A 26086-nucleotide genomic window follows, 5' to 3' on the forward strand; every position below is an offset into this window, starting at 1 on the left:
ATGCGTGCGGAGGAACCAGCGCCGTTCGTCACAGGCACCCAAGCTTTTTGGCTGTTGCTACGTTACGTGGGGGATCACGTACCACGTAACACGACACGGAATTCGGCCGCGCCTTCGCCTTCGCCTTTGCCTTTGCCTGTGCCTGCGGGGGGCGATGAGATCCAGGCCCGGTACCTGAGCTCAGGACATCAGCAGTCGCCCCACGCCTCCTCCACCGCCAGCGCAACCGCCGCCAGCCGCGCATCGTCCCCGCGCACAGAAGAAAGCATCAGCCCCACCGGCAGTTCACCTTCGCGATGGCACGGCAGGCTGAAGGCGCAGCCGTCGAGGAAGTTGATGGCGAAGGTATTGCGCAGCAGCAGGCCGTTGGCCTTGAAGAATTCGGCGTCGGCCGCGAGCGCGTCGATGGCCGGCGCGACGATCGGCACGGTGGGGCAGAGCAAGGCGTCGAAGCCTTCGAGCGCTGCTTCGACGCGGCCGATCCACTCGCGGCGGCGGTCCTGCATCAGGAGGTAGTCGGCGGCGCCGACCGACATGCCAAGGTCCACACGGGCCGCAACCCGCGGATCGAAGCGCTCGCGCTGCGCACCGATGCGCGCGCGATGCACGGCCGATGCCTCGACGGGCGAGAAGCCGCCCGGCGCGTTGATCCCGGCGATCTCGGCCAGTTCGCTGAGCGTGACGTCGACCACGATGGCGCCCGCCGCCGACAGCGCACTCACCGCACGATCGAAGGCCTGCGCCACGGCCGGCTCGATGCCGTCGAACATCAGCGTGCGCGGCACGGCCAGCCGCAGGCCCTGCAGCGTACGCCGGCGCACCGCGAGCGGCGTGCCGGCAATGGCGGCATCGACGACAAGGCAATCGGCCACGCTGCGCGTCATGGCGCAGACGGTATCGAGCGAACGCGCCAGTTCGAAGGCGCCGGTGCGCGGCACCCGAGCCTGGGTGCTCTTGAAGCCGACGAGGCCGCACAGTGCCGCAGGGATGCGGATGGAGCCGCCGGTGTCGGAGCCCAGGGCCGCCACGGCAAGGCCCAGTGCGACCGACACCGCGGCACCCGACGACGAACCGCCGGGGATGCGCGCCACGGCGGCATCCGCGGGATTGCGCGGCGTGCCGTGGTGCGGGTTGATGCCGACACCGGAAAAGGCGAACTCGGTCATGTTGGTCTTGCCGATGATCGCCGCGCCGGTGCTGCGCAGGCGGGCCACGGCAACGGCATCGGCCAAGGCCGCGGGCTCGCCCTCGCACACGATCGAGCCGGCCATGGTGGTTTCGCCGGCCACGTCGTAGAGGTCTTTCACCGTGACGGGGAGTCCGGCCAGCGCGGGCAGTGCGACGCCGGCGCGCTGCGCCGCATCGGCATGGCGCGCCGCGGCCAGCGCCGCTTGCGCGTAGCGCTTCGTGAACACGTGCCGTGCGGCCGGTGTTTCGGAGTCTTCGAGCGCGCGTGCCACGACGGCCTCGTGCGACGCTTCGCCGCGCGCGATGCGCCCGCGCAGCGTGGCGATGTCCATGCTGGTGGCGGCCGTCACGCGACCACCTCGAGCGCCTGCACGGCGTAGCGGTGCACGATGCTGCGCTTCAGGCGCGGGTCGTGGATCTCGAGCTCCATCTCGGTGGCCGGGCGGATGCCCTCGCCCTTGCCGTTGGGAATGGCGCCGAGCGTGCCGCAGGTCATGAAGCGGCCTTCGTCGCCGCCCTCGGCCTGGTAGATGCCATCGCGCAGCGCCGCCAGCGGGCGGATCGAGGCGAAGGTGCCCTGCTGGTAGTCGATCCACCGGCCCTCCTCCAGGATGCGCGAGCGCAGCTGCAGTTCATCCTGGTAGGGCGCCACGTCGCGCCAGCGCCAGGCGGTGGTGGCGACCGGCTTGGCGCACATCTGCTTGGACACGGCGACCGAATAGGTTTCGACGCGGCGGTCGGTGTGGTCGGAGGCCACGGTGAGCCACCACTCGCCGGCGGCGCAAAAGAGCATCGGCTCGGCTTCGCCCGAGCTCTGCGCGCCGAGCGCCTCGATGGCGGCCGATTGCGTGAGCAGCCCGGCGCTCACGCGGTAGTACAGCGGCACGCTCGACGGCCGCGGCACGCCGATGGCCTCGAGCTCCTCGATGTGGTGGGCAATGGCAGCGGCGTCGCGGCCGGTCCAGCCGGCAATCACGAGCTGGCGCGGCGGCACCGAAAGCAGTTGGACCGAGCGCGTGCCGTCGGCCGCCACGCTTTCGCAGGCGAAGGAAAGGGTCAATGACATGGAAAGGCTCCGCGAACTGGTGGGGGTCACATGAGATAGGCCGGCAGCCACAGCGCGATGGCGGGGAACACCATCAGCACGATGATCGCGAGCATGTAGACGAACATGAAGGGCAGCACGCCGGCAAAGACGTCGGTGATGGGGCCGGGCTGCCGCCGCATGCCCTGCAGCACATAGAGCACGGTGCCGTCGGGCGGGCTGATCATGGCGATCTCGACCAGCATGGTGATCACCACGCCGAACCAGATCGGGTCGTAGCCGAGCGCCGTGACCACCGGGAACAGCAGCGGAATGGTGGTGATCACCATCGACATGCCTTCCATGAAGGTGCCCAGCGCCAGGTAGAAGCCGATGATCACCAGCATGATCACCCAGCCCGGGAACGGCAGCCCGGTCAGGAACTTCGCGAGCATCTGCGGAATGCCCAGCGACGACAGGATGTAGTTCAGGAAGTACGCGCCGAACAGGATCAGCGCGATCATCGAGGTGGTGCGCGCGGTGGCGCGCATCGACTCGGCCAGCATCTTCCACTTGAGCTTGCGGTCCGCCAGCGCCAGCACCAGGCTGCCTGCCACGCCCAGCGCGGCCGACTCGGTGGGCGTGGCCCAGCCGGCGTAGATGGTGCCCAGCACCAGCGCGATGAGCAGCGCCGTGGGCACCAGGTCCGACAGGCTCGCGATGCGGTGCTTCCAGCCGATGGCTTTCGAGGCCTCGTCGCCGTGCAGCTTCAGCCTGTAGCTGTAGTACAGGATCACCGCGGTGAACAGCAGCACCACCAGGATGCTCGGCCCCACCGCCGCCAGGTACAGCGCGCCCACCGAGGTCTCGGTGATCAGCCCGTAGATGATGAAGGTAATGCCCGGCGGGATCAGGTTGCCCAGCGCACCGCCCGCGGCCAGCGAGCCGAGCACCAGCTTCGGCGGGTAATGGCTCTTCTCAAAGTACGGCAGCGCCACCGAGCCCATGGTTGCGGCGGTGGCCACGCTGGAGCCGGCCACGGCCGAAAACACGCCGCACGAGATGATGTTGGTGTGCAGCAGACCGCCGGGCAGCCGGCCCATCCAGATGTTGAGCGCGCGGTACAGCCGCTCCGAAAGGCCGGCGCGCAGCATCACCTCCCCCATCAGCAGGAAGAGCGGCACCGACACCAGCACGAAGTTGGTCGAGGGGCTCCAGATCATCTCGCCGATGAAGTTCCAGAACGGCCGGTCCGACAGGCCGAAACCCGCCAGCAGCGAGAGCACGGCCAGTGCCGCGCCCACATAGATGCCGCCGGCAAAGAAGCCGACGAAGGCGACCAGCACCGCGGCCAGCGCCCACCAGGGCACGCTGGCTGAAGCGGCGGCCGCGGCCGCATGCCCCTGCACGCCGAAGAGCGATGCACCGGCAATCAGGATGCCGATGGCGACGATGAAGACGATGGCGATCATCGGGAGACTCCTGCTGCCGCCGCGGGCACGGCGGGTTGCTGCATGCCTTGCTGCGCTTCGGCCACGGCCTCCAGCGTCTCGGCGGCTTCGTCGACGTAGGTGCGCGACATCAGCATGCGGTCCATGCCGTCGGCGTCATTGGTGGCGAGCTGGCGCACCGCGCGCGCGGCCAGCGCGACCACGGCCAGCAGCAGCAGGCCCAGGCCGGCGGCCCACAGGCCCTGCGGCAGGGCCAGCGGCGTGTGCAGCGCCGACAGGTCGGTGGCGCTGAAGTCCCACGAGTCCTTGGCGAGCGAGAAGGCGCCCCAGGCGAAGAAGCCCGAAGCGGCCATGAGCGCGATGAGCGACGCCAGGTGCAGCCAGACGCGCAGCTTCAGCGGCATCTTCTGCACCAGCACGTCGATGCGCACATGGCCGCGCTCGAACAGCGTGCCCGCCAGGCCCCAGCTCATGCCGATGGCCATGAGGTAGCCGGTGACTTCGGTCGTCGCCTCGGTCGAGAAGCCCAGCAGGCGCCGGGCCGCGATGTCGAAGCAGATCAGCAGGGTGATCACGAGGTAGCACCAGCCGGCGATGGTCATCGCCTTGGCGCTCACCCATTCAAGCATCTTGAACATACGAATTTCTCCAGTGGACACACGCCTCCAGCCTCATGAGCGCTTGCATCGCATTGCCAGGAACACCGCGGAACCGGCTTTGCCGGGCCGCTGGTGTTGCCCCCTGCAAGGGGGTTGGCGTAGCGACACGAAGTGCGCGAAGACTGGGGGTTAGCCTTATTTCGCGGCGTACTTGATGCCGGTGATTGGGGCGATCACGTCGGCGTAGACCGCCGCGCAGCGCTCGCCGCAGCGCTTGATCCAGCCGGGCAGCACGTCATCGGCCAGGTGCTTCTGCAGCGACGCGCCGATGCCGGCCTCGGGCCTGGCTTCGACCATGGGCTTCTTCATCAGCGTGTGCAGCTTGCAGTCTGCGGCGCGGCCGACGTTGCAGGCGATGCCGTCATTGGTGGCTTCCACGCCCAGCTTCCACTGCGCTTCCTGCACCTCGCTCATCGTCTTCTCGAACTGTGTGCGGATTGCCGGGTCGAGCTTGTTCCACCATGCCAGGTTGACGAAGTAGCCCGAGGTCGACCACGAGAGCGGCAGCGTGTAGAGGTGCGTCGTGACCTCGGGCCACTTCACGCCATTGCCCGAACCGGCGCCGGTGATGCCGCAGTCGACCGTGCCGCGTTCCAGCGCGGTGTAGACCTCGCCGAAAGCCAGCGACACCGGCTGGCCGCCGAGCGACTTGATCAGGTCCGAGGCCGACGGGCCGTTGGTGCGCACCTTCAGGCCCTTGAGGTCGGCCAGGCTTGCCACGGGCTTGCGGCAGAACAGCATCTGGCCCGAGAACGGATAGGTCGCGACCAGCTTGATGCCCAGGCGCTCCAGTTCCTTGTTGGCGACCGGCACCATCGCGTCGGCCACCTTGCGGGCCTGGGCGATGTCGGCGTTCATGCCCGCGAGGTCGACGCCGTCGAGCATCGGCACGTCGCCCGACACGGTGGTGAGCGGTGCGGCGGCGATGTCGACCTGGCCCGAGCGCACCAGGCGAAGGACTTCGGGGCCGTTCACGTTGCGCTCGGGCCAGGACGAGAGCGTGAGCTCCACGCGGCCGCCGGTCGCCTTGGCGATGCCGTCGCGCAGCAGCGGCTGGTCGACCTTGGTGTACTGCGGCAGGTTGGGCGCCACCTGCGTGATGGCCTGCACGGCGAGCTTCGGGCCGGCCGGCACCTGGGCGGCAGCGGCACCGGCCAGCAGCGCGGCGGCCACGGCGACGGATGCGAGGGAAGACAGCGAACGCTTCATCGGGAACTCCTGGGGAAAAAAAGAAAGGGCTGGAAAACGGCTATGCGACGAAGCGCTCATTCGTAGTACTGGATCTCGAACAGCACGCAGCCGGTGCGCGACGCGAAGGGGCCGTGCACCGCCCCCGGCGGGCGGCAGGCGAAGGTGTAGGGGCCGAAGGGTTCTCCGCCCTCGCCTTCCGCGTCGCAGCCGACCACCAGCTCGCCTTCGACGATGAAGACCTCTTCGTGGAAGTCGTGCACCACGGGCCGGTCGATCAGCGCGCCGGCCGACCAGCGGGCCAGTCGGGTGCGCGAGCCGGTGCGCGCGGCGGTGTCGAGGTTGTCGGCCAGCAGCAGTTCCTCGATGCGCCCCGCGGCGCAAGGCACCGGCAACCATTCGGTCGACTCCGCATCGGGGCGGATCGCGAAGAACTCGCGATGCGTTTTCTCGGTCATGAGCTTGTGCATGGCGCGCAGTGTTGTCGCGCGCCCCTGCAGGGTCAAACGGGAAATTCTTTGGGCGGGCGATAGGATTTCGTGATGCACAGCCCTGGCGCATCGAGGCGCCCCAGCCCCGGGCGCGGCATGGGCCGGATCAGGGCGCGAGCACGTCGTCGCGGCAGGTGGCGATGAACTGCTCGCACGATATTTGCGCCATGCCGACCAGCGCCTCGGCCAGGGGCGACGCCGGCTCCAGCCGCATGCTGGCGACCAGCGGCAGCGCAATAGGCACCGGGTCGACGTCCAGCACCACCAGCTTGCCGTGCAGCAGGTCCTGCTGGATCACGGCCAGTGGCAGCAGCGCCGTGCCGAAGCCCGTGCGCGCCAGGTCGATCATCGCGCCCAGCGACGAGAAGTAGCTCACGCGCAGGTTGGTGCAGCCGCTCGCGTTCTGGGCGATGTTGCGGTAGACGCTCGATTCGCGGTTGAACGAGATGATGGGCTGCGTGGCGATGTCGGCAAAGGACAGCAGCTTGCGCGACGGGAACTTGAGCGCCAGCAACGGGCTCGTGACCCATCGCATCGCCAGGTTGGCGATGCGCCGGTTGTCGATGAAGCCCGGGGTGATCTCTTCCGACAGGATGGCGCAGTCGAGCGTGCCGCGCAGCAGATCGTCGCGCAGCCTGGGCGTGATGTCGGAGATCAGCTCCAGCGTGGCGTTGGGGTATTTCTCGGCGAAGCGCGAGAACAGGTCGGGCAGCCAGGTGTGCGCCACCGTCTCGATCACACCGATGCGCAGCATGCCCGAGAAGGCATCGGTCTGGCCCATGGCCGCGACCATGCGCGCCTGCATCTCGATCATGCGTTCTGCATGCGGCATGAGCTCGGTGCCCTGGTAGGTGAGCATCACGCCGCGGTGCTCGCGGTCGAACAGGCGCACGCCGAACTGCTCTTCGAGCGTGGCGATGCGGCTGGAAATGCCGGCCTGCGTGGTGTGCATCTTCTCGGCGGCCGCCTTGAAGCTGCCCAGCTTGGCGACCCAGACGAAAGCTTCGAGAAAACGCACGTTCATCGGCCGAGTTTACGGGGAGCCGGGGTCGAGGTCAGTGGTGCAGCGCCCTCGGTTGCAAGCAACCAACCTATGCCGGCCACAACGTCCTTACCATCTGCTCGTACATGGCATCGACCGCGGGCGAGCGCAGCGACACCTTGCTGCGCAGCGCCGCCACATCCATCGATTTCAGTTTCGGCAGCTCGAACCCGGCGGGCAGGTTTTGCAATATCTGCAGATGGGCCGGAACGCTGCAGCGCGTGAACACGGCCACGGCCAGACCGCTCTCCACCGCCGCCAATTGGCCGGCAAGGCTGGAGCTGTGGTAGACGATGCGATAGGAGCGCCGCTTGGCAGCCAGGCTGGAAAGGACCGCGATGCGGGCCATGCTCCCCGCCTCGTAGACGGCAATCGGCAGCGGATCCCGGCGCCAGGCTTCATGCTGCGCTGTGCCGACCCACACCAGGGGTTCCTGGAACAGGAGCTGTCCGCGCTGCGGCTTGTCCCGGGAGACCAGGGCCAGGTCCAGCTCGCCCCGCGCGATCTTGGGTATGAGGGAGGTCGACTGCTCGCAGGTGAGCTCGATCTCCACCCCCTTGTAGCGGCCGGCAAAACTGCGCAGCACAGGCGTCAGGTAGGTGGATGCGTAGTCGTCCGGCACGCCCAGCCGCACGCGGCCGGCGAGTTCCGGCCCGAACATGGCGTTCTGGATTTCCGACTGCAATTCGAGCATGCGGCGCGCATAGGCCAGCAGTTCCGCGCCCGCCGGCGTCACTTCCATGTGCCGCGGGCCGCGCAGCAGAACGGCCCGCCCGAGCGCGTTCTCCAGCTTCTTGATCTGCATGCTCACTGCGGATTGGGAGCGGTGAACCATGGGCGCAGCGGCAGACAGCGAACCGGCATCCACGACAGCGACCAGGGCGCGCAGCCAGTCGATCTGGAAATCGGGATGCTTCATCGTCTCTCCAATTCGATATTCGAATGATAAGCGTTCGAACTATGCGCTTTACGCCGCTGTCGGTCCGGCAGACGATCGCCTTCATGCAAAAGAAGGCTCAGGTGCCCCCCGCGTTCCGGGTGGCGCGGCAATCAGATCGGGAAAGCACGGGGCAATGGCTGCTGATTGCCGGCGGCATGCTGCTCGGCACCCTCGGTGTCTTCGTGGAAGAAGCGAATCAGCATCCGCTGGTCACCGTCCTCTTTCGCTGTGCCTTCGGTGCACTGGCCTTGCTCGCATGGGGTGTGGCAACCGGGCGAATGCACGAGTTGCGGCTGCGGGGCAACAGCCGGTGGATCGCTTGCGCGACGGGATGCCTGATGGTCGTGAACTGGGCGCTGTTCTTTGCGGCCATCCCGCGCATATCGATTGCGGTGGCCACCATTGTTTTCCACATCCAGCCGGTGTGGATCATTCTCTTCGGCGCACTGGTGCTGCGTGAAGCGGTGTCTCCACGCCAATGGGCGGCCACCCTGGCCGCGCTGTGCGGGCTGGCGTTGACGACCGGCCTGGTGGGTGGCGCCGCATCGGGGGTCTCATGGGGGAGCGACTACGCGCTGGGCCTGCTCATGTGCCTGGGCGGCTCGCTGTGCTATGCCGCCGTGGCGATCCTGGCCAATACGGAAAAAATCATCACGTCCTATGCCCTGGCCTGGTGGCAGTGCGCGACCGGCGTCGCCGTTCTGGCATGGGTGCCTTTTGTGTTCGGCTGGCCGGACCAGGCGTCGGCATGGGCTTGGCTCGCGGGGCTGGGCGCGCTGCACACCGGCCTGGCCTATGCCATTCTCTTCGCGGGCATGGCCCGGCTTCCCCTCGGGAAGATCGCCGTTCTGCAATTCGTGTACCCGCTGACCGCGGTGCTGGTGGACTGGTGCGTGTATGGCCGGACCTTGAATGCCGTCCAGGTTGCGGGCGTTGCCGTGATGGCCCTTGCGCTGTGGACGATCAAGAAGCCCAAGCGCGATGCGGCCGGCGTGGGTTGATGGCCCTGGCGCTCATTCGCGCGCGCGCACGGCGCACGGGAACGCTTCATCGGCACGCTTCAGATAGGCGATCAAGTTCGCGCGATCCGCGGGGTCGGGCACACCGTCATAGGTCATGGCGGTGCCGGGCACCATGGCCAGGGGGTTGGCCAGGAAGCGGTCGAGCGTCTTGTCGTTCCAGACGATCTTCGATTTCTTCATGGCCTCCGAATAGGCGAAGCCGGGCACGCTGCCGGCCCGCCGGCCGAACAGCCCGCAATGCCTGGGCCCGACGCGATCGACCGCGAGCGCGTGGCAGGCCAGGCAGCGCGCATAGACCTGCTCGCCGCGCACGGCATCGGGCAAGGACCACGCTTGTGCGTTTGCGGCCAGTGCGGCAGCCGCGAGGAACCCACCGGCCCAGGCTCATGACATGAAGGCCGACGGCACGGGCGCTTCGCCGAGTGCCTGGCGCAGCACCGCCCAGTGCATGGCCTCGTCGCCAAGAATGCTCGCCGCCGCCTTCGACAGGTCGCGGTTGCCGAACAGGGGCACGGCTCCCAGGTAGGCGCTCACGGCGCCCTGCTCCAGCTTGGCCGCGAAGCGCAGAACGTCTGTCTGCGACTTCAGCTGCTCCAAGGGAAAGCCGTAGCTGGCCTTCGCCGCGACCGCCTTGCCGCCGAGCCTGGCGATGGTCTTGGCCAGCAGATCTGCATGTTCCTTGTGGTGGCCCTGAAAGCTCAGGGCCAGATCGAGCACAGGCTTCTCGAGCAGCTTGCTCTCGGCCCCGGCCTGGTAGGCGGCGATGGCCTCGAGTTCCGCGGCAAGCGCGGTGTTGAGGATCTGCACGTCGTTGCCGGTCGACCCGCCGGCCTTGGCAGCCAGGGCATCGCGGCCGGCCAGCAGTGCGACAGCGGCACCGGACAGGACCAGCCCCGACTGGCCGAGGAACAGGCGCCGCGCGGCGACGGGAGAAGTCATCTGAAAGAAAGACATGGCTATTTTTCCTCGTGGGTGAATGTCATGGGCGGGGTGATTCCCGCTCGTCGACCAGATTCGCCAGCACACGCGCCACGATGCGATCGCAGCGCGCGCCGTCGAATGAGAATGCGTCGCCCACGGCCACGTCGATGTCGTGGGACAGGCCTTCGCGCAGCAGGCTGCGCGCGCGAAAGAAACGGGTGCGCACGGTGGCTTCGGGCAATGCCAGCGCCACCGCCGTTTCCGCGACGCTCAGTTCCTCGACCGCCCGCAGCACGAAGACGGTGCGGTAGGCATCCGGCAAACGATCGATGCGACGCTCCATGAGCCCGCGAAGTTCTTCCCGCATGGCGAGGCGTTCCGGTTGTCTGTCGGGATCGTCGGCCGCTGTCGATTCGGATTCGTCGTTGGAACCGGGCGCGGCGGTGCCGTCGAGCGGGATCACCTGTGCACCCCGGCGCCGCAGGCGCCCCAGGGCTTCGTTGATTACGATGCGCACCAGCCAGGTCGAGAGCTGCGCATCGTCGCGGAAGCTGCCGATGGCGCGCCAGGCGCGCAGGTAGCTCTCCTGCAGCGCGTCCTCGGTTTCTTCGTCGCTCTTGAGGATGCTGCGGGCCGTGCGGAACAGCAGCTGGTTGTGGCGCCGCATGATGCACTCGAAGGCTGGCGCATCGCCTTGCGCGGCGCGTTTCACGAGCTCGCGGTCGGACGTTTGTTCCGGGCTCGCCGGTACGGCAACTGTGGAGGGGGCGGCGTGGGGCATGTGTGCTTCTCTTTCCCATTAGATGGGGCAGCCCCGCACCGCGTTTCAGTTATCTTTTCGATGGTGCAACCGGGCCATCGATTGCCCACCGGCGGCTAGCCCGCTTCCTCGACAAACGCCTCCTCGCGCTTGGACCGGATCGAGGGCAGGAGCACGATCAGCAGCAGCGCGACCGCGCCCGCCAGCAGTCCCGCGGAAATCGGCCGAGAGACGAACACGCTCCAGTCGCCCCGCGAGAGCAGCAGTGCCCGGCGCAGGTTCTCTTCCATCATCGGCCCCAGGATGAGGCCGAGAAGCAGCGGCGCCGGTTCGCATCCGAGCTTGATGAAGGAATAGCCCACGACACCGAAGATCGCCACCAGCCAGATGTCGAACACATTGTTGTTGGTCGAATACACGCCGATGGCGCAGAAGAGCACGATCGCAGGGAACAGCCACCTGTAGGGAATGGTCAGCAGCTTGATCCAGAGACCGATGAGCGGCAGGTTCAGGATCACGAGCATCAGGTTGCCGATCCACATCGAGGCGATCAGGCCCCAGAACAGTTCTGGGTTGCTCGTCATCACCTGCGGACCCGGCTGGATGTTGTGGATCGTCATGGCGCCGACCATGAGGGCCATGACAGGGTTGGGCGGAATGCCCAGCGTCAGCATCGGGATGAAGGAGGTCTGTGCCCCCGCGTTGTTCGCGGCTTCCGGGCCAGCCACGCCGCGGATGTTGCCCTGGCCGAAGGGCACCTCGCCCGGCTTGAGCTTGATCTTCTTTTCCAGCGTGTAGGCCGCAAAGGCAGACAGCGTGGCGCCGCCGCCGGGCAGGATGCCGAGCGACGAGCCCAGCGCGGTGCCGCGCAGCACGGCGGGGAACATGCGCTTGAAGTCTTCCTTGGTGGGCATCAGGCCCGTGACGGTGGCCGTGAACACCTCGCGCTCGTCCTCGGGCCTGCCCAGGTTGGCAATGATCTCGCCGTAGCCGAACACGCCCATCGCGATCGCGATGAATCCAAGGCCATCGGTGAGCTCCGGAATGTCGAAGCTGTAGCGTGCCACGCCGGAGTTCACGTCGGTGCCGACCAGGCCCAGCAGCAGGCCCACCATGATCATGCAGATGGCCTTGAGCAGCGAGCCCGAGGCCATCACCACCGCGCCGATCAGGCCCAGAACCATCAGCGAGAAATATTCCGCCGGGCCGAACTTGAAGGCGATCTCGGTCAGCGGCGGCGCGAACGCGGCGAGGATCAGGGTGCCCACGCAACCCGCGAAGAACGAGCCCAGGCCCGCGGCGGCGAGCGCCGGCCCTCCGCGTCCCCGCTTGGCCATCTGGTGCCCATCGATCACGGTGACCACGGACGAAGACTCACCCGGCAGGTTGACCAGGATGGCGGTTGTCGAGCCGCCGTATTGCGAGCCGTAGTAGATGCCGGCGAGCATGATCAGTGCGGCCACGGGCGGCAGCGCATAGGTGGCCGGCAGCAGCATCGCAATGGTGGCCGTCGGGCCGATGCCCGGCAGCACACCGATCAGGGTGCCCAGCAGGCAGCCGATGAAGGCATAGACCAGGTTCTGCAGCGTCACTGCGGTGGAGAAGCCGAGCGAAAGGTGGTTGATCAGTTCCATCATGGGTATTGCCTCGCGCTCAGCCGGTGATGAAGGTGGGCCATACCTGGAACTGCAGATTGAGCCCCACGATGAAGGTCAGGTAGCTGCCGATGGCCAGTACGGTTGCAAGGATCAGCGACATCTTCATTGAGAAGTTCGTTCCGGCCATGCAGGCCACGATCACGAGTGCATAGATGGCGAGGATCAGGCCCATCGCCGGCAAGCCGATGCTGCGCAGGCCGGCAAGCAGGATGCCGAACAGCAGGTTGGCGCCGATGATGAAGCCAAGCGGCTTCCACGCGATCTTTCCAACGGGGTCGCCGTCGGCGGCGTGGCCTGTGAGCGAAGTGGCGATCACCACCAGGCCCAGCAGAGTCAGCAGCACGCCGACGATCAGTGGAAAGTAGCCCGGTCCCATGCGGGCTGCGCTCCCGACGTTGTAGTTGGCGGCGCCCAGCGCAAACGCCGCCCCGACGCAGGTGAACATGATGCCCGAGAAGAAGGTCTTCTGGCTCTTGATCTGCATACGCAATCTTTCTCTCTCGAATGGAATGGATACGGCCGAACGCGCTGATGCACGACATCGGCAACGGACGGCGGGGAAATGCGCGCGGCATGCCGAGAAGGCAGACGGCATCGCACAAGTCAGGTCTCAGTCAGATGCATCATGCTATGAGATTTATTGCATCACACTGTGAGTAATTACCCCTGTTTCGGGTCGGTGCCGGCTGCTACATTGCGTTCAGTTCGCACAATCATTCTTGGAACGTTCATGGCCAGCCAACGGGGATCCATCGAGAAACAGCACTTCGAGGCACTGTCCGACTTCAGATTCAGGCTCCGCAGCTTCCTGCGCTTCAGCGAAGACGCCGCGCGGGAGGAAGGCATTACCGTTCTTCAATACCAGCTGATGCTTCACACCCAGGGGTTCCCCGGCCGCGAGTGGGCCACGATCAGCGAGATTGCCGAGCGCCTGCAGGCCCAGCACCATGGCGTGGTCGCCCTGGTGTCGCGCTGCGAAGAAGCCGGCTTGGTCAAGCGCAAGCCGAGCCATACGGATCGGCGGCAGGTCGAGGTCCATCTGCTGGCCGCGGGGCGCAGGAAGCTGGAAAGGCTCGCGGTCCTGCACGCGGACCAGGTGGCCGAGCTGGCCGAAGTGGTGGCGCTCGCCAGCAAGCGCGGCGCATAGCCGGCGGCCCCCACCCGGCGCCGGCCACGAGGGAGGGCAAGGCTGAATATGTCATAAAATGATATATTCGAGGGCTGGCCTCGGATGAGGCAGATCGACCTTCCCGAACAGCCATGATCCCTGCCCCCCACCCGCTCCGCGGCGACTTTGCCCTCAACTCGCGCCTGTTGCGGATCACCGTCATGGCGATGGTCATCGGGGCCGTCAGCACCGGGGCCGCGCGCGTGCTGCTCGACCTGATCCGCTTCTTCACCAACCTGTTCTTCTTCCAGACCTTCTCGCTGGCCGATCGTTCGCCGGCCGGGCACACGCTGGGCGCCTGGGTCATCGCGGTGCCGGTGATCGGCGGGCTGATGGTGGGCCTGATCGCGCGCTACGGCTCCGACAAGATCCGCGGCCACGGCATCCCCGAGGCCATCGAGGCGATCCTGTTCGGCAAGAGCAAGATGTCGCCGAAGGTCGCGCTGCTCAAGCCGCTGTCCTCGGGCATCGTGATCGGCAGCGGCGGGCCGTTCGGCGCCGAAGGCCCGATCATCATGACCGGCGGCGCCATCGGCTCGCTGATCGCGCAGCATTTCCATCTCACGGCCGCCGAGCGCAAGGCGCTGCTGGTGGCGGGCGCCACCGCGGGCATGACGGCCGTGTTCGGCACCCCCGTGGCCGCTGTGCTGCTGGCCGTTGAACTGCTGCTGTTCGAACTGAGGCCGCGCAGCCTGCTGCCGGTGGCCGTGGCCTGTGCGGTGGCGGGGTTCACGCGCCCGCTGCTGATGGACCCCGGCCCGCTGTTCCCGTTGCAGACTGCCGTGCCAGGGCCGCTCGCGATGCTTTCATGCGTGGTCGCGGGGCTCTTGTGTGGCGCGTTGTCGGCTTCGCTCTCGATCTCGCTCTACAAGGTCGAAGACCTGTTCGGCAAGCTGCCGATCCACTGGATGTGGTGGCCGGCGATCGGTGGCCTCGCCGTCGGCATTGGCGGCTACTTCGAGCCGCGCGCGCTGGGGGTGGGCTATGACGTGATCGGCGACCTGCTGCACAACCACCTGGCGCTCGGCGTGGTGGCCGCGCTGCTGGCGGTGAAGGCGGTGATCTGGGTCATCTCGCTCGGGTCGGGCACCTCGGGCGGCGTGCTTGCGCCGCTCCTGATGATGGGCGCCGGCCTCGGCGTGGTGCTCTCGCACGTGCTGCCCGGCAACGACCCGATGCTGTGGCCGCTGGTCTGCATGGCCGCCACGCTGGGCGGCGTGATGCGCGCGCCGCTCACCGCCACCATCTTCGCCTTCGGGCTCACGCACGACAGCAATGCGCTGCTGCCGCTGCTGACCACGTCCGCCGTGGCCTACGGCTTCACGGTGCTGACCATGCGCCGCTCCATCCTCACCGAGAAGATCGCGCGCCGGGGCTATCACATCTACCGTGAATACGGCGTCGATCCGCTCGAGCGGCACGCGGTGGAAGAAGTCATGACGCGCGAGGTGCGCAGCATCGATGCGGCCCTGCCCGTGGCGCGGGCGCTGTTCGAGCATTTCGGCGATGGCCAGGCCCACCGCGCGTTTCCGGTGGTGAGCAACGGCGCGGTGATCGGCGTGGCGGACCGCGCGATGCTGGCCGCGTGCGGCACGCGCGATCCCATTGCCACCGTGGGTGATGCGTGCGCCGACGTGCCGCTGTTCTTTGCGCTGCCGGGCGAGAACTGCCGGGCGGTGGCCACGCGGCTTGCGCGCCACCGGCTCGAACGGCTGCCCGTGGTGAAGGACGCGCAGTCGCTCGTTCTGGTGGGCATCGTGGCGCGCAGCGACCTGATCAAGCCCTCGCTCGCGCACTTCGACGAGGAAGAAAAGCGCGAGCGGATGCGCGGGCTGCCGTGGCAGGCCTGAGCCGCAGGCCCTACATCAAGCGCAATCCGCGCGCGAACTGCATCGAGGTCTTCACGAACTTGGGCGCGTCGCTCACCTTGGCGATCTCTGCGAGGCCTTCCTCGGTGATGCGCTTGACCGTCGCAAAACGCGATGCAGCGTCCCGGCCGGTAGGCCTCACGGGTGCGAACTCGGCCTCGATCAAACCCGTGGCCACGAGCACGGAGACGATCCGCACTTCCTCCGGAAGGGCGACTCGGACGGGCAGCAGCGTGTGCTGCAGCCTCAGCAAAAACAAGAGCGGCATTCGATCCTCCGATCGCCGGCGCTTGTTCGACCCAAAGATGCCGGCTTTTCTTGGTCTGGAGAATGTAGCCTTAAGTACCCTTTCCCGCATCTGGCCACACGGCATAGCCCGTGCACGCCCGGAAGCGGGGTGGAGAAGCAGTTCCTCGACCCTGCGGTCGTAGAACACGCAAAAACAATACGCAGTTTCGTTTTAATAATTAGTTCTTATAGCCAGTCGCGTCCACTGGCGGGCGAAGCGGACACGCTCAGGGCAGGAGCTCGAACTTGAGGTCGGCCAGCGGCGTGACCTTTTCTTCGCGCACCATCTTGTATTCGGTGTTCGGGCCGAGCCACTTGGCCCAGAGCTTGTCGAGCTCGCCCGACTTCTCCAGCGCATAGAGCGCGCCGTTCACCTTGGCCAGCAGCACGGGCTCGTCCTTCTTCATGCCGACGCCGATGGGCTGCAGCACCATCGGCTCCTTGATCATCTTCAGCGCCACGCCCTCGGCCTTGGACTGGTTGACCAGCTTGGTGATGGTCATCGTGTTCGCGACCATGCCGACCGACTTGTTCTGCTGCACCGCCATGAAGGCCGAACCTGTGTCCTGGAAGGTGACCGGCTCCGAGCCGTTCATCTTGATCGACAGCTCGGAGGTCGAGCCCTTGGTCGAGCTCAGGCGCTTGCCCTTGAAGTCGGCCTTGCTCGTGCCCGGGTCGGACGCCTTCACCGCGAGCATTTCCTTGGCCACGTAGTACGGATCGCTGAACTGGATCTGCTCGCCGCGGCTTTTGGTGTAGGCCAGGTTGGCAATGGTCACGTCGACCCGGCCGAGCTTGACCTCGGGCACGCGCGCCTCCACCGACAGCGGCGTGACCTTGGCCATCAAGCCCAGTTCCTTGGCCAGCGCCTGGCACAGGTCGACGTCGTGGCCCACCATCTCGCGCGTCTTCGGATCGGGTGCCGCGAACGGCGGCACGTCGGCAAAGGTGCCGCAGCGCAGTTCCTTGCGTGCGCTGATGTCGCTCCACTGGTCGGCGTGGGCCAGCAAGGACGCAGCGCAAAGACAGGCGCCGAGGGCGGTGAAACGAAAAGCGGTTCTGTTCGACATGGTGAGCTCCTGAAGGATGCTGAGAAAAAAACGACGGCTCAATGCGCGCGCAGATCCGACAGGAAACGCTGCGCGCGCGGATGCTGCGGACTCTTGAAGAAAGTTTCGGGGCCGGCCTTCTCGAGGATGCGGCCCGCGTCCATGAACCAGACGCGGTCGGCCACCTCGCGGGCGAAATTCATCTCGTGCGTGACGCACATCATGGTCATGCCGTCGTTGGCCAGGCTGCGCATCACCGACAGCACCTCGCCCACCATCTCGGGGTCGAGCGCGCTGGTGGGCTCGTCGAACAGCATCGCGGGCGGCTCCATGGCGAGCGCACGGGCAATGGCCACGCGCTGCTGCTGCCCGCCCGAGAGCTGCGCCGGATACGCACCGGCCTTGTTCGACAGGCCCACGCGCTCGAGCAGCTGCGCCGCCCTCGCCTTCGCCTCGGAGCGCCTCACGCCCAGCACGCGCATGGGCGACAGCATGATGTTCTCCAGCACCGAGAGATGCGGAAACAGGTTGAAGCTCTGGAACACGAAGCCGATGCGGCTGCGCAGCTTGTTGAGCGCCATGCTGCTCATGGGCGCATGGATGTCGTGGCCGTCGAACAGCAGTTGCCCCGACTTCACTTCCTCCAGCCGGTTGACGGTGCGGATCAGCGTGGACTTGCCGGAACCTGAAGGCCCGCAGACCACCACGACCTCGCCCTTCTTCACTTCGGCGTTGACGTCGGCGAGCGCCTGGTAGTCGCCATACCACTTGTTGATGTTGGAGAACAGGATCATGGTGTCATCCCCTGCGGGGTGTGGAACGGGGTTCATGGCGCTGTCTCCTGGTCTTGTGGTCGATGGCCGTCGTGCGCGGCCTCACGGATTCACCACCACCGGCGGCGGCAGCGAAGCGCCGTCTTCGGGAGCCTTCTCGGCGGCGGCGCCGAGCCGCTTGTGGGCGATGCGCCGCTCCAGCCACTGCGCGAGCTGCGTCAGGCTGAAGCAGACGACGTAGTACGTCATCGCCAGGATGAAGAACACCTGGAACGGCTTGGTCAGCAGCTGGTTGTTGATCTGGTTGGCCGCGAAGGTCAGCTCCTGCACGTTGATGACGTAGCCCAGCGTCGTTTCCTTGATGGTGGAGATGAACTGGCTCAGCATGCTCGGCAGCATGTTGTAGAGCGCCTGCGGCAGGATCACGAACCACATCGTGCCGAGGTGGCTGTGGCCGAGCGCGCGCGCCGCCTCGGTCTGGCCCTTGGGCAGGGCCTGGATGCCGGCGCGCACCACCTCCGACAGGTAGGCACCCTCGTAGATCACCAGCGTGCACAGCATGGTGGTGAAGCCCGACACGTCCCGCCCGATCAGGATCGGCACCAGGAAGTAGACCCACAGGATCACCATCAGGAGCGGCACGCCGCGCACCACGTAGACCAGCACCGTGGCCGGCCAGCGCAGCAGGCGCCAGGGCGACAGCCGCGCGAGCGCCAGCAGCACCGACAGCGGAAACGCCAGCACGATGCCCAGCACCGACAGGATCAGCGTGGCGACGATGCCGCCGAGCGGCCCGCTGGGGTACTGGCCGACGAGCAGCAGCAGCCAGTTGTCGCGGAGGATTTCAAAGACGCTGAACATGGCTTCCTCTTACCTCGCTCCGACGATGCGGTAGCGCCGCGACAGCCAGCCGCCCACCGCCATGATGAGCAGCGAGCACACGAGGTACAGCACCGTCGCCATGCTGTAGGCCTCGAAGGTGCGAAAGCTCTGGCTCTCGATTTCCTTCACCGCATGGGTCAGCTCGGCCACGCCGATGGCCATCGCCAGGCTGCTGTTCTTGAACAGCGATACGCTGTGGTTCACCAGTGCCGGCACCGCGTTGCGGATGGCCTGCGGCAGCATCACGTGGCGCATCGAACCGATGTAGCCATGGCCGAGCGCGCGCGCGGCCTCGGCCTGCCCGGCCGGGATCGAGCGCAGGCCCGAGCGCATGTCCTCGCTGAAGTAGGCCGCCTGGCAGAGCCCGAGCGCGACGATCGAGAGAATCGTCTCGGCGTTGTGCACCGACAGCCAGCCCTGCAGCGCATCGGGCAGCAGGCTGAAGATGCCGAAGTACCAGAGCATGAGCTGCACCAGCGTGGGCACGTTGCGGTGGTAGGAGACATATCCGGCCACCACGCGTTCGGCCAGCCGGCTCGGGGTGAGTCGCACGACCAGCAGCACGACCGCCATCGCCATCGCCAGCAGCCAGGAACCGGCCGCGATCTTCAGCGTCTCCTGCAGGCCGTGCCAGAGCATCGCGCCGAACTCCGGCTTCAGCAAGATCGCCAGCAGGTCGAAGTCCTTCATGCGCTGTTCCTTGAGGTGGCGTGAGAGGCGCTCAGGCTTGCGGCGCGTCCGGCCGCGCGGTCGAGAGCCCGCCGGGCACCTGCAGCGTGGGCGTGATTTCCATATGGCCCACGTTGACCGCGATGGGCGCCGCAATCGCGAAGGCGATGGCGTTGGCGATGTCTTCGGCCTGCGGCAGTTCGTAGCCTTCGACGAAGCGCTTGCGGGTCTCTTCGGAGTCGCCGTGCACGTGCGCGAAGATGTCGGTGGCCACGCGGCCCGGGCAGATCTCGGTCACCCGCACGCGCTTGCCGAAGACGTCGATGCGCAGCTGGCGCGACAGCATGCTCACGGCCGCCTTGGTCGCGTGGTAGGTGCTGTTGCCGCCGAAGTTGTAGGCCGCCGCAATGGAGCTGATGTTGACCACGTGGCCGCGGTCGCGCGCGGCCATGCCGGGCACCACGAGCCGGCACAGATGCAGCACGGCGCGCAGGTTCACGTCGACCAGCAGGTCGATGCCCTCGGCGTCCGCCTTGAGGATGGAGCCGGGGCGGTCCACGCCGGCGTTGTTGACCAGCACGTCGAACGCCACCTCCTGCGTGAGGCGGGTGATGCCGGCGAGGTCGCTCACGTCGATGGCGTGCGGGATGCAGCCGGTGCGCGCGGCCAGCTCGGCCAGCTTGTTGGCGCTGCGCGCCAGCGCGTGGACCGTGAGGCCTTCCTTGCAGAGGCGCTCGACGACGGCGGCGCCGATGCCCGAGGAGGCACCCGTTACCAGCGCGGTCTTGTAGTCAGAGAACGGCATCTTTGTTTCTTTCGTGGAACTGGAGATCACTGCTTCGAATTCACTGTATCGAGCGCTTCTTCGCGGCGCCAAGACGGATTGGCTGTGGAGCGATAAGCCGCCCTTATGTTGCCCCGTGTTCGTGCGCGCGGCCTAGGGTAAGCACCAAGTCCGGGCTAGTCCGGCTGCTTCGAAATGGGCACCACGCGCCCCGCCTGCTCGACCACGCCGCGCACGGCGCGGGCCAGCTCCACCGCGCCGGGCGTGTCGCCATGCAGCAGGATCGAATGTGCGCGCATCGGGATCTTCTTGCCGCTGTAGCTGGTGACCGTGCCCTCCTCCAGCAGCTGGCGCACGCGCGCCAGCACCGCGCCCTGGTCGTGAATCACCGAATCGGGCAGCTTGCGCGGCACCAGCAGGCCGTCGTCGTCGCAGGCGCGGTCGGCCAGGAAGGTGGTGCGCACGCGCAGGCCGCAGCGCGCGGCCGCATCCTCGATGGCACGGCTGGCGGAAGAACTGATGGTGAGCGAGGGATCGAAGTCGGCCACGGCGCGCACCAGCGGCTCGGCGAGCGCGGCGTCGGCCGCTGCCATGTTGCCGAGCGCGCCGTGAAAGCTCATGTGCGTCATGCGATGGCCCGCGGTGCGCGCCATGCCGTCCAGCGCGCTCAGCTGATAGAGAACGTAGGCGACGAGTTCCTTCGGCTCGATCTGCATCGGCCGGCGGCCGAACCCGAGCAGGTCGGGAAAGCCCACGTGCGCGCCCACGTCGACGCCCCGCGCGCGCGCCATGCGCACGGTGCGGTCCATGATGACCGGGTCGCCCGCATGGAAGCCGCAGGCCACGTTGGCGGAAGAAACGATGTCGAGCAGCGCTTCGTCCTCGCCCATGCGCCAGGGGCCGAAGCCTTCGCCGAGGTCTGCATTCAGGTCGATGTCCATGGGGATTCTTCCTTGCTCGTTCGTCAGAGGGGGTGCAGGTCGACCAGCGGCGCGCCGTAGCCGACCGCAAGGCCGTCGGCTGCGCGGATACCGTCGACGATGCCGGCCTGCGGCGCATTCACGGGCAGCAGCAGCGGGCCGATCTTCAGCAGGCCAACGGCCTGGCCGGCGTCCACGCGTTCGCCGATGCGCGCGAGCGGCGCGGCGGCCAGCGGATGGCTGTGCAGGAACAGGCCGACCGAGGGGGCGTGGATGACCAGGAGTTCGGGCCCGGTTTCTTCATCCGGCAGTTCGATGATTTCATCGCCCTGCCGGCCGAGGCGCAGGGTGCCCTGCGGCGTGCGCAGTTCGAGCAGGCCGATGTCGGTGCCGGCCAGCCAGGCAGCCAGCTGCGGAGTACGCAGTGCGGTGTCCTGCATGTCAGCTTTTCACCTTGCGTTGTTGTGTTCCCGGTTGCTCGTGTTCGGGGCGCGTGCACAGGACACCGGGTACTCCCCTCCGCGAATGTCCCCCGGCTTCGCCTCCTCCTTGATTTCGCTGCGGGGAGCACCCGGTGCCCTGTGCACCTGGGCACGCTCTGTGTGCACAGCTGATCAACGACCGCTCTGTCCAACGCTCCCGCTGATGGGGTGCCTTGCGCAGCGAAATAAAGGAGGAGGCCGCAGGCCGGGGGACATTCGCGGAGCAAGGTACCCCGTCGGCGGGAGCGCGCCCTGAACAACAGCGCCCAAACACAACGCGACGAATCAAAAGGCAAGGCGTCATCCCGGTTGCCTCGCTGCAGCCACAGGCGCACCGCGGTGCAGTTCCACCATGCGCGCCACCTTGTCGAGCCAGGCGCACACTTCGTCGAGCGCGGCCAGCGCTTCGTCCCAGGTGGTTTCGATGAAACGCACGCGGCTGCCGATCGGCGCCTGGCCGAGGCGCCACATGTCGGCCTCGATCACCGTGCCGAACTTGGGGTACCCCCCCGAGGGCTGGGCGTCGCGCATCTGGATGATCGGCTGTCCGCTGTGCGGCACCTGGATCACGCCGGGCACGATGCCGTGCGAGCGCAACTCCATGGGTGCGATGGGGCGCAGCGCCTCGCCCTCCAGGCGGTAGCCGTAGCGGTCGCTCTGGGAGGTGATCTTCCATTCGCCGGCCCAGAAGGCGGCGCGCGATGCCGGTTCGAAGGCCATGTACTCGGCTGCGGGCAAGACGCGCACGGCCGCGACGCCGTCGCACTGCAGCGGCAATGCGAGCGCGGGCGGCACGAGGCCGAAGCCGGTCTTGCACGCAGCACCCGCACCGGCCGCGCGCAGCACATCGCCCCGGCGCAGCGCACGCCCTTCGTGGCCACCGAACGCGCCGCGCAGCTGCGTGCTGCGCGAGCCCAGCACTTCGGGCACGTCGACCCCGCCGGCCAGGCACAGCATGGCGCGGCTGCCGCGCTGCTGCGCGCCGCCTTGCGGCAGGCCCAGCGTCAGCACCTGCCCGGCCCGCGCCTGGTGCACCCACCAGGGCAGCAGCGGCTGGTCGTCCAGCCGGGCCGCGCAATCGGCGCCGGTCAGCGCGAAGGCACAGTCCTCGCCGAAGCGCACCTTGAAGGGAAACACGGGCACTTCGATGGCGGCCGCATCGAGCGCATTGCCCAGCAGCAGGTTGCCGGCCGCGAGCGCCAGGTTGTCCATGGCACCCGAGGTGCCGACGCCCCAGCGCAGGCTGCCGGTGCGCCCCAGGTCCTGCACGGTGGCGAGCGCGGCCGAGGAAAGCACTTCGATCATCGGACGATGCCCTCCACGCGGAAACGAATCATGTCGCCCGGCTGCAGCGCCGCGGGCGGGTCCTGCGCCGGATCGAAGAAGGACATCGAGGTGCTGCCGATGGTGTTCCAGCCGCTGGGCCCGGCCGAGGCCGACACGCCGGTCTGCGCGCCGCCAATCGACACCGCGCCGCCCGGAATGCTGAGCACCGGCACCTTGCGGCGCGGCGTGGCAATGCGCGCGTCCATGCCGCCCAGGTAGCAGTAGCCCGGATGGCTGCCGAGCGCGTACACCGGGTAGAGCGGCGCGCTGTGCAGCTCGACGATCTGCTCGACGCTCAGGCCCGTGTGCGCCACCACGTCGGCCATGTGCGGGCCGCCCGCGCCGCCGTAGACCACGGGCAGCTCGACCACGCGGCCTTCCCGCGGCAGCGCGACGGCCGCGTCCCACGCATCGCGCAGGCGCGCCTCCAGGGCTGCGAGCGCACCGGGGCCGCGCGGCGGGTGCAGGAAGGTCAGCATCAGGTTGTTCATGCCTGGCACGGCTTCGCGGATTTCCGGCCAGGCCTGGGTCTGGTGCGCCAGCGCCCAGATGCGCTGCTGCGAGCTGAGGTTCATCTCGCCCGGCGCTTCGAAGATCAGCGCGGTCGTGCCCAGCAGGCTGACCGATGGCTGCTGCGCGATCACGCTGCGCTCCTTTGCTGCAGCCATCGCTCGAGGTGGTGGATGTCCACGCCGCCGGCCGCAAAGCCCTCGTCGCGCAGCAGTTCGCGGTGCAGGGGCACGTTGGTCGCGATGCCGTCGATGCGCATCTCGGCGAGCGCGAGGCGCATGCGGTCCAGCGCATCGGCGCGCGTGCTGCCGTGCACGATCAGCTTGGCGATCATCGAGTCGTAGTAAGGCGGCACGCGGTAGCCGGCGTTGGCATGCGAATCGACCCGCACGCCGAAGCCGCCCGGCACCTGCCAGCCGGTGATGCGGCCGGGCGAAGGCGCGAAGGTCTCGGGGTTCTCGGCGTTGATGCGGCACTCGATCGCGTGGCCCTGGCAGCGCAGCTCGTGCTGCACCAGCGCAAGGCGCTCGCCGCGCGCCATGCGCAACTGCTGCTGCACGATGTCGATGCCCGCGGTCATCTCGGTCACCGGGTGCTCGACCTGCAGGCGGGTGTTCATCTCGATGAAATAGAAGGCCCCCTTCTCGTAGAGGAACTCGAAGGTGCCGACGCCGCAGTAGCCGATCTGCCGGCAGGCGGCCGCGCAGCGCTCGCCCACCTCGGCCATCAGCGCGTCGTCGATGCCGGGCGCGGGCGCCTCCTCGATCACCTTCTGGTGGCGGCGCTGCAGCGAGCAGTCGCGGCTGCCCAGCCACACGGCGTTGCCGTGGCTGTCGGCCAGCACCTGGATCTCGACATGGCGCGGATGCAGCAGGAACTTCTCGATGTAGACCTCGGGGTTGCCGAAGGCCTGGCGCGCTTCCTCGCGCGTCAGCGCCATCGCATCCAGCAGCGCCGCTTCGCCCTGCACCACGCGCATGCCGCGCCCGCCGCCGCCGCCCGCGGCCTTGACGATCACCGGGTAGCCGATCTCGCGCGCGATGGCCTGCACGGCGGCCGGGTCTTGCGGCAGCGCCTCGTCGTGACCCGGCACGCAGGGCACGCCGGCCTTGCGCATCGCGCGCTTGGCCGAGACCTTGTCGCCCATGTTGCGGATGCAGGCGGCACTGGGGCCGATGAAGACCAGGCCGGCCTGCTCGACGCGCGCGGCAAAGCCCGCGTTCTCCGACAGGAAGCCGTAGCCCGGATGGATGGCCTGCGCGCCGCTGACTTCGGCAGCGAACAGGAGGGCGGACTGGTTCAGGTAGCTCTGCCCCGGCGCGGACGGTCCGATGCACAGCGCCTGGTCGGCCTGTGCAACGTAGCTGGCTTCGCTGTCGGCCTCGGAATGCGCGACCACGGTCCGGAGGCCCAGGCCGCGGCAGGCGCGCAGGATGCGCAGGGCGATCTCGCCGCGGTTGGCAATGAGGACGGTATCGAACATGGCGCGGCTTTCCTCAACCGAAGCGGAACAGGGGCTGCCCTGCGTCCACTTCCTGGCCCGAATGCACCAGCACGGTCTGCACGGTGGCGGCGGCATCGGCGCGGACTTCGTTGAACATCTTCATGGCCTCGATCACGCAGAGCATCTGGCCGACCTCGACGGCCTGCCCCGGCTGCACGAAGGGCGGCTCGCCCGGGGCGGGCTGCAGGTGCACCACGCCGTAGAGCGGTGCGAGGCATTCGGCCGCGACAGCCGCCGGTGGCCCCGGTTCCGCGGACAACGCCGCGGGCGCCTTGCGCGCGGCAGTCGGTCGCCGCGCGGCGGGCGCGGCCGCCAGCGCCGATTGCTTCACCAGCCGCAACGTGCTGCCGTCTTCGCTGTACTCCAGCTCCGCGAGGTCCGAGGCCGCGAGTGCGTCGATGAGCGTCTTGATCTGTTCCTGCTTCATGCCGGGCCTGCCTGTGGCGACAGAACATCCTTGGTGGCCGACGCATTCCGCGAACGCGTGACGGCAGGCTTGAAAGGTAACGGTCCGCGGGCACAAAGCCCAAGACGGAATGACTGTGCCGGGATAAGGCCGGCTTATGACCGCGCGCTACGACAGCGCGGCCAGCTCGGGTTCGGGCGTGGCCGCGAAGGTGCCGGCGAGGTCGACCACGAGTTCGAGCAGGATGCTCTTCACCGCCTGCGCCGGTTCCGAGAGCGGCAGGTGGTCGGACTGGCACAGCGCCAGCGGCGCCTCGATGACCGGGTCGACGATCTGGAACTGCCAGGCCCCGCAGGCCGCCACCACTTCGCGCGCCATCGACGCCGGCAGGATGGTGGCGCCCAGCCCGTCGGCAATGGCTGCCGTGAGCGTGAAGGCCGACTCGATCTCGGCCACCACGCGCGGCACCATGCCCGCGCGCACGAAGGCCGCGTCGACCAGCTTGCGCACCACGTTGTAGGGGCGCGGCAGGAAGAGCTCGATGTCGCGCAGGTCGGCCAGCTTCACCGGCTGCGCGGGCGCCGGCATGGCACGCGGCCCGACCAGGAACAGCGGCTCTTTCAGCAGCGGCAGGAAGCTCAGGCCATGGATCGCCTTGTCGCCGTAGAGCACGGCCAGGTCCATGCGGCCGTTCATGATGAGCTCGCTCAGCGTGGTGCCGTAGTTCTCGTTCAGGTAGAGCAGGATGCCGGGGTGGCGCGCGCGCACGGTGCGCAGCAGCGGCAGCGAGAGCGCGGATGCGGCCGTGCCGGGCGCAAGCCCCACCGACACCTGGCCCGAGAGCCCTTCGCCGGCCGCTTCCATGTCCACGCGCGCCTGCTCGCACTGGCGCAGGATGATCTGCGCATGCCGGTACAGCACCTTGCCGGCCTCGGTGGGCGTGACGCCGCGCTTGGTGCGCACGAGCAGCTGCTGGCGCACCTCGCCCTCCAGCGTGGCCAGTTGCTGGCTCAGCGCAGGCTGGGCGATGAAAAGAACCTCGGCCGCCTGCGTCAGGCTGCCGATGTCCACGATCTTCACGAAATATTTGAGGCGTCGCAGGTTCACGCCTTG

General features: G+C 67.7%; 29 protein-coding genes. 3 read left to right on the forward strand and 26 right to left on the reverse strand.

Features of this window, described 5'->3' with window-relative positions; all coding sequences use genetic code 11:
• Positions 1 to 188: 188 nt before the first annotated feature.
• The 8 genes from QFZ47_RS00285 to QFZ47_RS00320 all read right to left on the reverse strand — a co-directional run bounded on the left by QFZ47_RS00285 (position 189) and on the right by QFZ47_RS00320 (position 7962).
• On the reverse strand, positions 189 to 1520 hold the full coding sequence (locus QFZ47_RS00285) for an amidase (protein ID WP_307654345.1): 1332 nt from the start codon (positions 1518 to 1520) through the stop codon (positions 189 to 191).
• Between the two features lie 14 nt (positions 1521 to 1534).
• Positions 1535 to 2254 (reverse strand): DUF2848 domain-containing protein, encoded by a 720-nt coding sequence (locus QFZ47_RS00290; RefSeq protein ID WP_307653713.1) that lies wholly within the window; start codon positions 2252 to 2254, stop codon positions 1535 to 1537.
• A 26-nt stretch (positions 2255 to 2280) separates the two neighbouring features.
• Positions 2281 to 3684, reverse strand: coding sequence for a TRAP transporter large permease (locus QFZ47_RS00295; RefSeq protein ID WP_307653714.1), 1404 nt, complete (start codon positions 3682 to 3684; stop codon positions 2281 to 2283).
• On the reverse strand, positions 3681 to 4301 hold the full coding sequence (locus QFZ47_RS00300; RefSeq protein WP_307653715.1) for a TRAP transporter small permease subunit: 621 nt from the start codon (positions 4299 to 4301) through the stop codon (positions 3681 to 3683). Before QFZ47_RS00300 ends, QFZ47_RS00295 begins: the two co-directional genes overlap by 4 nt.
• A gap of 156 nt (positions 4302 to 4457) precedes the next feature.
• The gene (locus tag QFZ47_RS00305) at positions 4458 to 5531 is read right to left on the reverse strand and encodes a TRAP transporter substrate-binding protein (RefSeq protein ID WP_307653716.1); all 1074 of its coding nucleotides are present in this window, start codon (positions 5529 to 5531) and stop codon (positions 4458 to 4460) included.
• A 56-nt stretch (positions 5532 to 5587) separates the two neighbouring features.
• Positions 5588 to 5980 carry a cupin domain-containing protein gene (locus QFZ47_RS00310; protein WP_307653717.1) on the reverse strand — a complete coding sequence of 131 codons (393 nt, stop codon included), beginning with the start codon at positions 5978 to 5980 and terminating at the stop codon, positions 5588 to 5590.
• A gap of 127 nt (positions 5981 to 6107) precedes the next feature.
• Positions 6108 to 7025, reverse strand: coding sequence for a LysR family transcriptional regulator (locus QFZ47_RS00315; protein WP_307653718.1), 918 nt, complete (start codon positions 7023 to 7025; stop codon positions 6108 to 6110).
• A gap of 67 nt (positions 7026 to 7092) precedes the next feature.
• Positions 7093 to 7962, reverse strand: coding sequence for a LysR family transcriptional regulator (locus QFZ47_RS00320; protein ID WP_307653719.1), 870 nt, complete (start codon positions 7960 to 7962; stop codon positions 7093 to 7095).
• Positions 7963 to 8045: 83 nt separating this feature from the next.
• Here QFZ47_RS00320 and QFZ47_RS00325 point away from each other — a divergent pair, with 83 nt between their 5' ends.
• Positions 8046 to 8984, forward strand: coding sequence for a DMT family transporter (locus QFZ47_RS00325; RefSeq protein WP_307654346.1), 939 nt, complete (start codon positions 8046 to 8048; stop codon positions 8982 to 8984).
• A gap of 12 nt (positions 8985 to 8996) precedes the next feature.
• Here QFZ47_RS00325 and QFZ47_RS00330 read toward each other — a convergent pair whose 3' ends face one another.
• The 5 genes from QFZ47_RS00330 to QFZ47_RS00350 form a co-directional block, all read right to left on the reverse strand.
• Entirely contained in the window at positions 8997 to 9356 is a 360-nt protein-coding gene (locus QFZ47_RS00330; RefSeq protein WP_370880561.1) for a c-type cytochrome, read from the reverse strand.
• Positions 9357 to 9389: 33 nt separating this feature from the next.
• Positions 9390 to 9959: a ferritin-like domain-containing protein gene (locus tag QFZ47_RS00335; protein ID WP_307653721.1), complete on the reverse strand. Its 570-nt coding sequence runs from the start codon at positions 9957 to 9959 to the stop codon at positions 9390 to 9392.
• A 25-nt stretch (positions 9960 to 9984) separates the two neighbouring features.
• Entirely contained in the window at positions 9985 to 10707 is a 723-nt protein-coding gene (locus tag QFZ47_RS00340) for an RNA polymerase sigma factor (protein WP_307653722.1), read from the reverse strand.
• Between the two features lie 95 nt (positions 10708 to 10802).
• Positions 10803 to 12320 (reverse strand): tripartite tricarboxylate transporter permease, encoded by a 1518-nt coding sequence (locus QFZ47_RS00345; protein ID WP_307654347.1) that lies wholly within the window; start codon positions 12318 to 12320, stop codon positions 10803 to 10805.
• A gap of 19 nt (positions 12321 to 12339) precedes the next feature.
• Positions 12340 to 12828, reverse strand: coding sequence for a tripartite tricarboxylate transporter TctB family protein (locus QFZ47_RS00350; RefSeq protein ID WP_307653723.1), 489 nt, complete (start codon positions 12826 to 12828; stop codon positions 12340 to 12342).
• A gap of 246 nt (positions 12829 to 13074) precedes the next feature.
• On the opposite strand from QFZ47_RS00350, the gene QFZ47_RS00355 reads away from it, so the two are divergent.
• Together QFZ47_RS00355 and QFZ47_RS00360 are read left to right on the forward strand one after the other, a co-directional pair.
• The gene (locus tag QFZ47_RS00355) at positions 13075 to 13491 is read left to right on the forward strand and encodes a MarR family winged helix-turn-helix transcriptional regulator (RefSeq protein WP_307653724.1); all 417 of its coding nucleotides are present in this window, start codon (positions 13075 to 13077) and stop codon (positions 13489 to 13491) included.
• A gap of 113 nt (positions 13492 to 13604) precedes the next feature.
• Positions 13605 to 15362: a chloride channel protein gene (locus QFZ47_RS00360; RefSeq protein ID WP_307653725.1), complete on the forward strand. Its 1758-nt coding sequence runs from the start codon at positions 13605 to 13607 to the stop codon at positions 15360 to 15362.
• Positions 15363 to 15372: 10 nt separating this feature from the next.
• On the opposite strand, the gene QFZ47_RS00365 is transcribed toward QFZ47_RS00360, so the two are convergent.
• From QFZ47_RS00365 to nac, 13 genes are all read right to left on the reverse strand, one after another.
• Complete coding sequence (locus QFZ47_RS00365; RefSeq protein WP_307653726.1) at positions 15373 to 15648, reverse strand: hypothetical protein; 276 nt, start codon at positions 15646 to 15648, stop codon at positions 15373 to 15375.
• Positions 15649 to 15895: 247 nt separating this feature from the next.
• Positions 15896 to 16738, reverse strand: coding sequence for an ABC transporter substrate-binding protein (locus QFZ47_RS00370; protein ID WP_307653727.1), 843 nt, complete (start codon positions 16736 to 16738; stop codon positions 15896 to 15898).
• 38 nt (positions 16739 to 16776) lie between these two features.
• A complete protein-coding gene (locus QFZ47_RS00375; RefSeq protein WP_307654348.1) occupies positions 16777 to 17511 on the reverse strand; it encodes an amino acid ABC transporter ATP-binding protein in 735 nt (244 codons plus the stop codon).
• A gap of 81 nt (positions 17512 to 17592) precedes the next feature.
• On the reverse strand, positions 17593 to 18351 hold the full coding sequence (locus QFZ47_RS00380; protein ID WP_307653728.1) for an amino acid ABC transporter permease: 759 nt from the start codon (positions 18349 to 18351) through the stop codon (positions 17593 to 17595).
• A 9-nt stretch (positions 18352 to 18360) separates the two neighbouring features.
• Positions 18361 to 19062, reverse strand: a complete 702-nt coding sequence (locus tag QFZ47_RS00385; RefSeq protein ID WP_307653729.1) for an amino acid ABC transporter permease — start codon at positions 19060 to 19062, stop codon at positions 18361 to 18363.
• Between the two features lie 31 nt (positions 19063 to 19093).
• Positions 19094 to 19846, reverse strand: coding sequence for an SDR family oxidoreductase (locus QFZ47_RS00390; protein ID WP_307653730.1), 753 nt, complete (start codon positions 19844 to 19846; stop codon positions 19094 to 19096).
• A gap of 155 nt (positions 19847 to 20001) precedes the next feature.
• Positions 20002 to 20766 (reverse strand): LamB/YcsF family protein, encoded by a 765-nt coding sequence (locus QFZ47_RS00395; RefSeq protein WP_307653731.1) that lies wholly within the window; start codon positions 20764 to 20766, stop codon positions 20002 to 20004.
• A gap of 23 nt (positions 20767 to 20789) precedes the next feature.
• Complete coding sequence (locus QFZ47_RS00400; RefSeq protein ID WP_307653732.1) at positions 20790 to 21185, reverse strand: acetyl-CoA carboxylase biotin carboxyl carrier protein; 396 nt, start codon at positions 21183 to 21185, stop codon at positions 20790 to 20792.
• 342 nt (positions 21186 to 21527) lie between these two features.
• Positions 21528 to 22532, reverse strand: coding sequence for a 5-oxoprolinase subunit C family protein (locus QFZ47_RS00405; RefSeq protein WP_307653733.1), 1005 nt, complete (start codon positions 22530 to 22532; stop codon positions 21528 to 21530).
• Positions 22529 to 23221, reverse strand: a complete 693-nt coding sequence (gene pxpB / locus QFZ47_RS00410) for a 5-oxoprolinase subunit PxpB (RefSeq protein WP_307653734.1) — start codon at positions 23219 to 23221, stop codon at positions 22529 to 22531. Before pxpB ends, QFZ47_RS00405 begins: the two co-directional genes overlap by 4 nt.
• Complete coding sequence (accC, locus tag QFZ47_RS00415; protein ID WP_307653735.1) at positions 23194 to 24546, reverse strand: acetyl-CoA carboxylase biotin carboxylase subunit; 1353 nt, start codon at positions 24544 to 24546, stop codon at positions 23194 to 23196. Before accC ends, pxpB begins: the two co-directional genes overlap by 28 nt.
• A 13-nt stretch (positions 24547 to 24559) precedes the next feature.
• Positions 24560 to 24994: an acetyl-CoA carboxylase biotin carboxyl carrier protein gene (locus QFZ47_RS00420; protein ID WP_307653736.1), complete on the reverse strand. Its 435-nt coding sequence runs from the start codon at positions 24992 to 24994 to the stop codon at positions 24560 to 24562.
• 147 nt (positions 24995 to 25141) lie between these two features.
• The gene (gene nac, locus QFZ47_RS00425; protein ID WP_047786006.1) at positions 25142 to 26080 is read right to left on the reverse strand and encodes a nitrogen assimilation transcriptional regulator NAC; all 939 of its coding nucleotides are present in this window, start codon (positions 26078 to 26080) and stop codon (positions 25142 to 25144) included.
• Positions 26081 to 26086: the final 6 nt, after the last annotated feature.

It is taken from the genome of Variovorax paradoxus, from assembly GCF_030815975.1.
Lineage (GTDB): Bacteria > Pseudomonadota > Gammaproteobacteria > Burkholderiales > Burkholderiaceae_C > Variovorax > Variovorax paradoxus_N.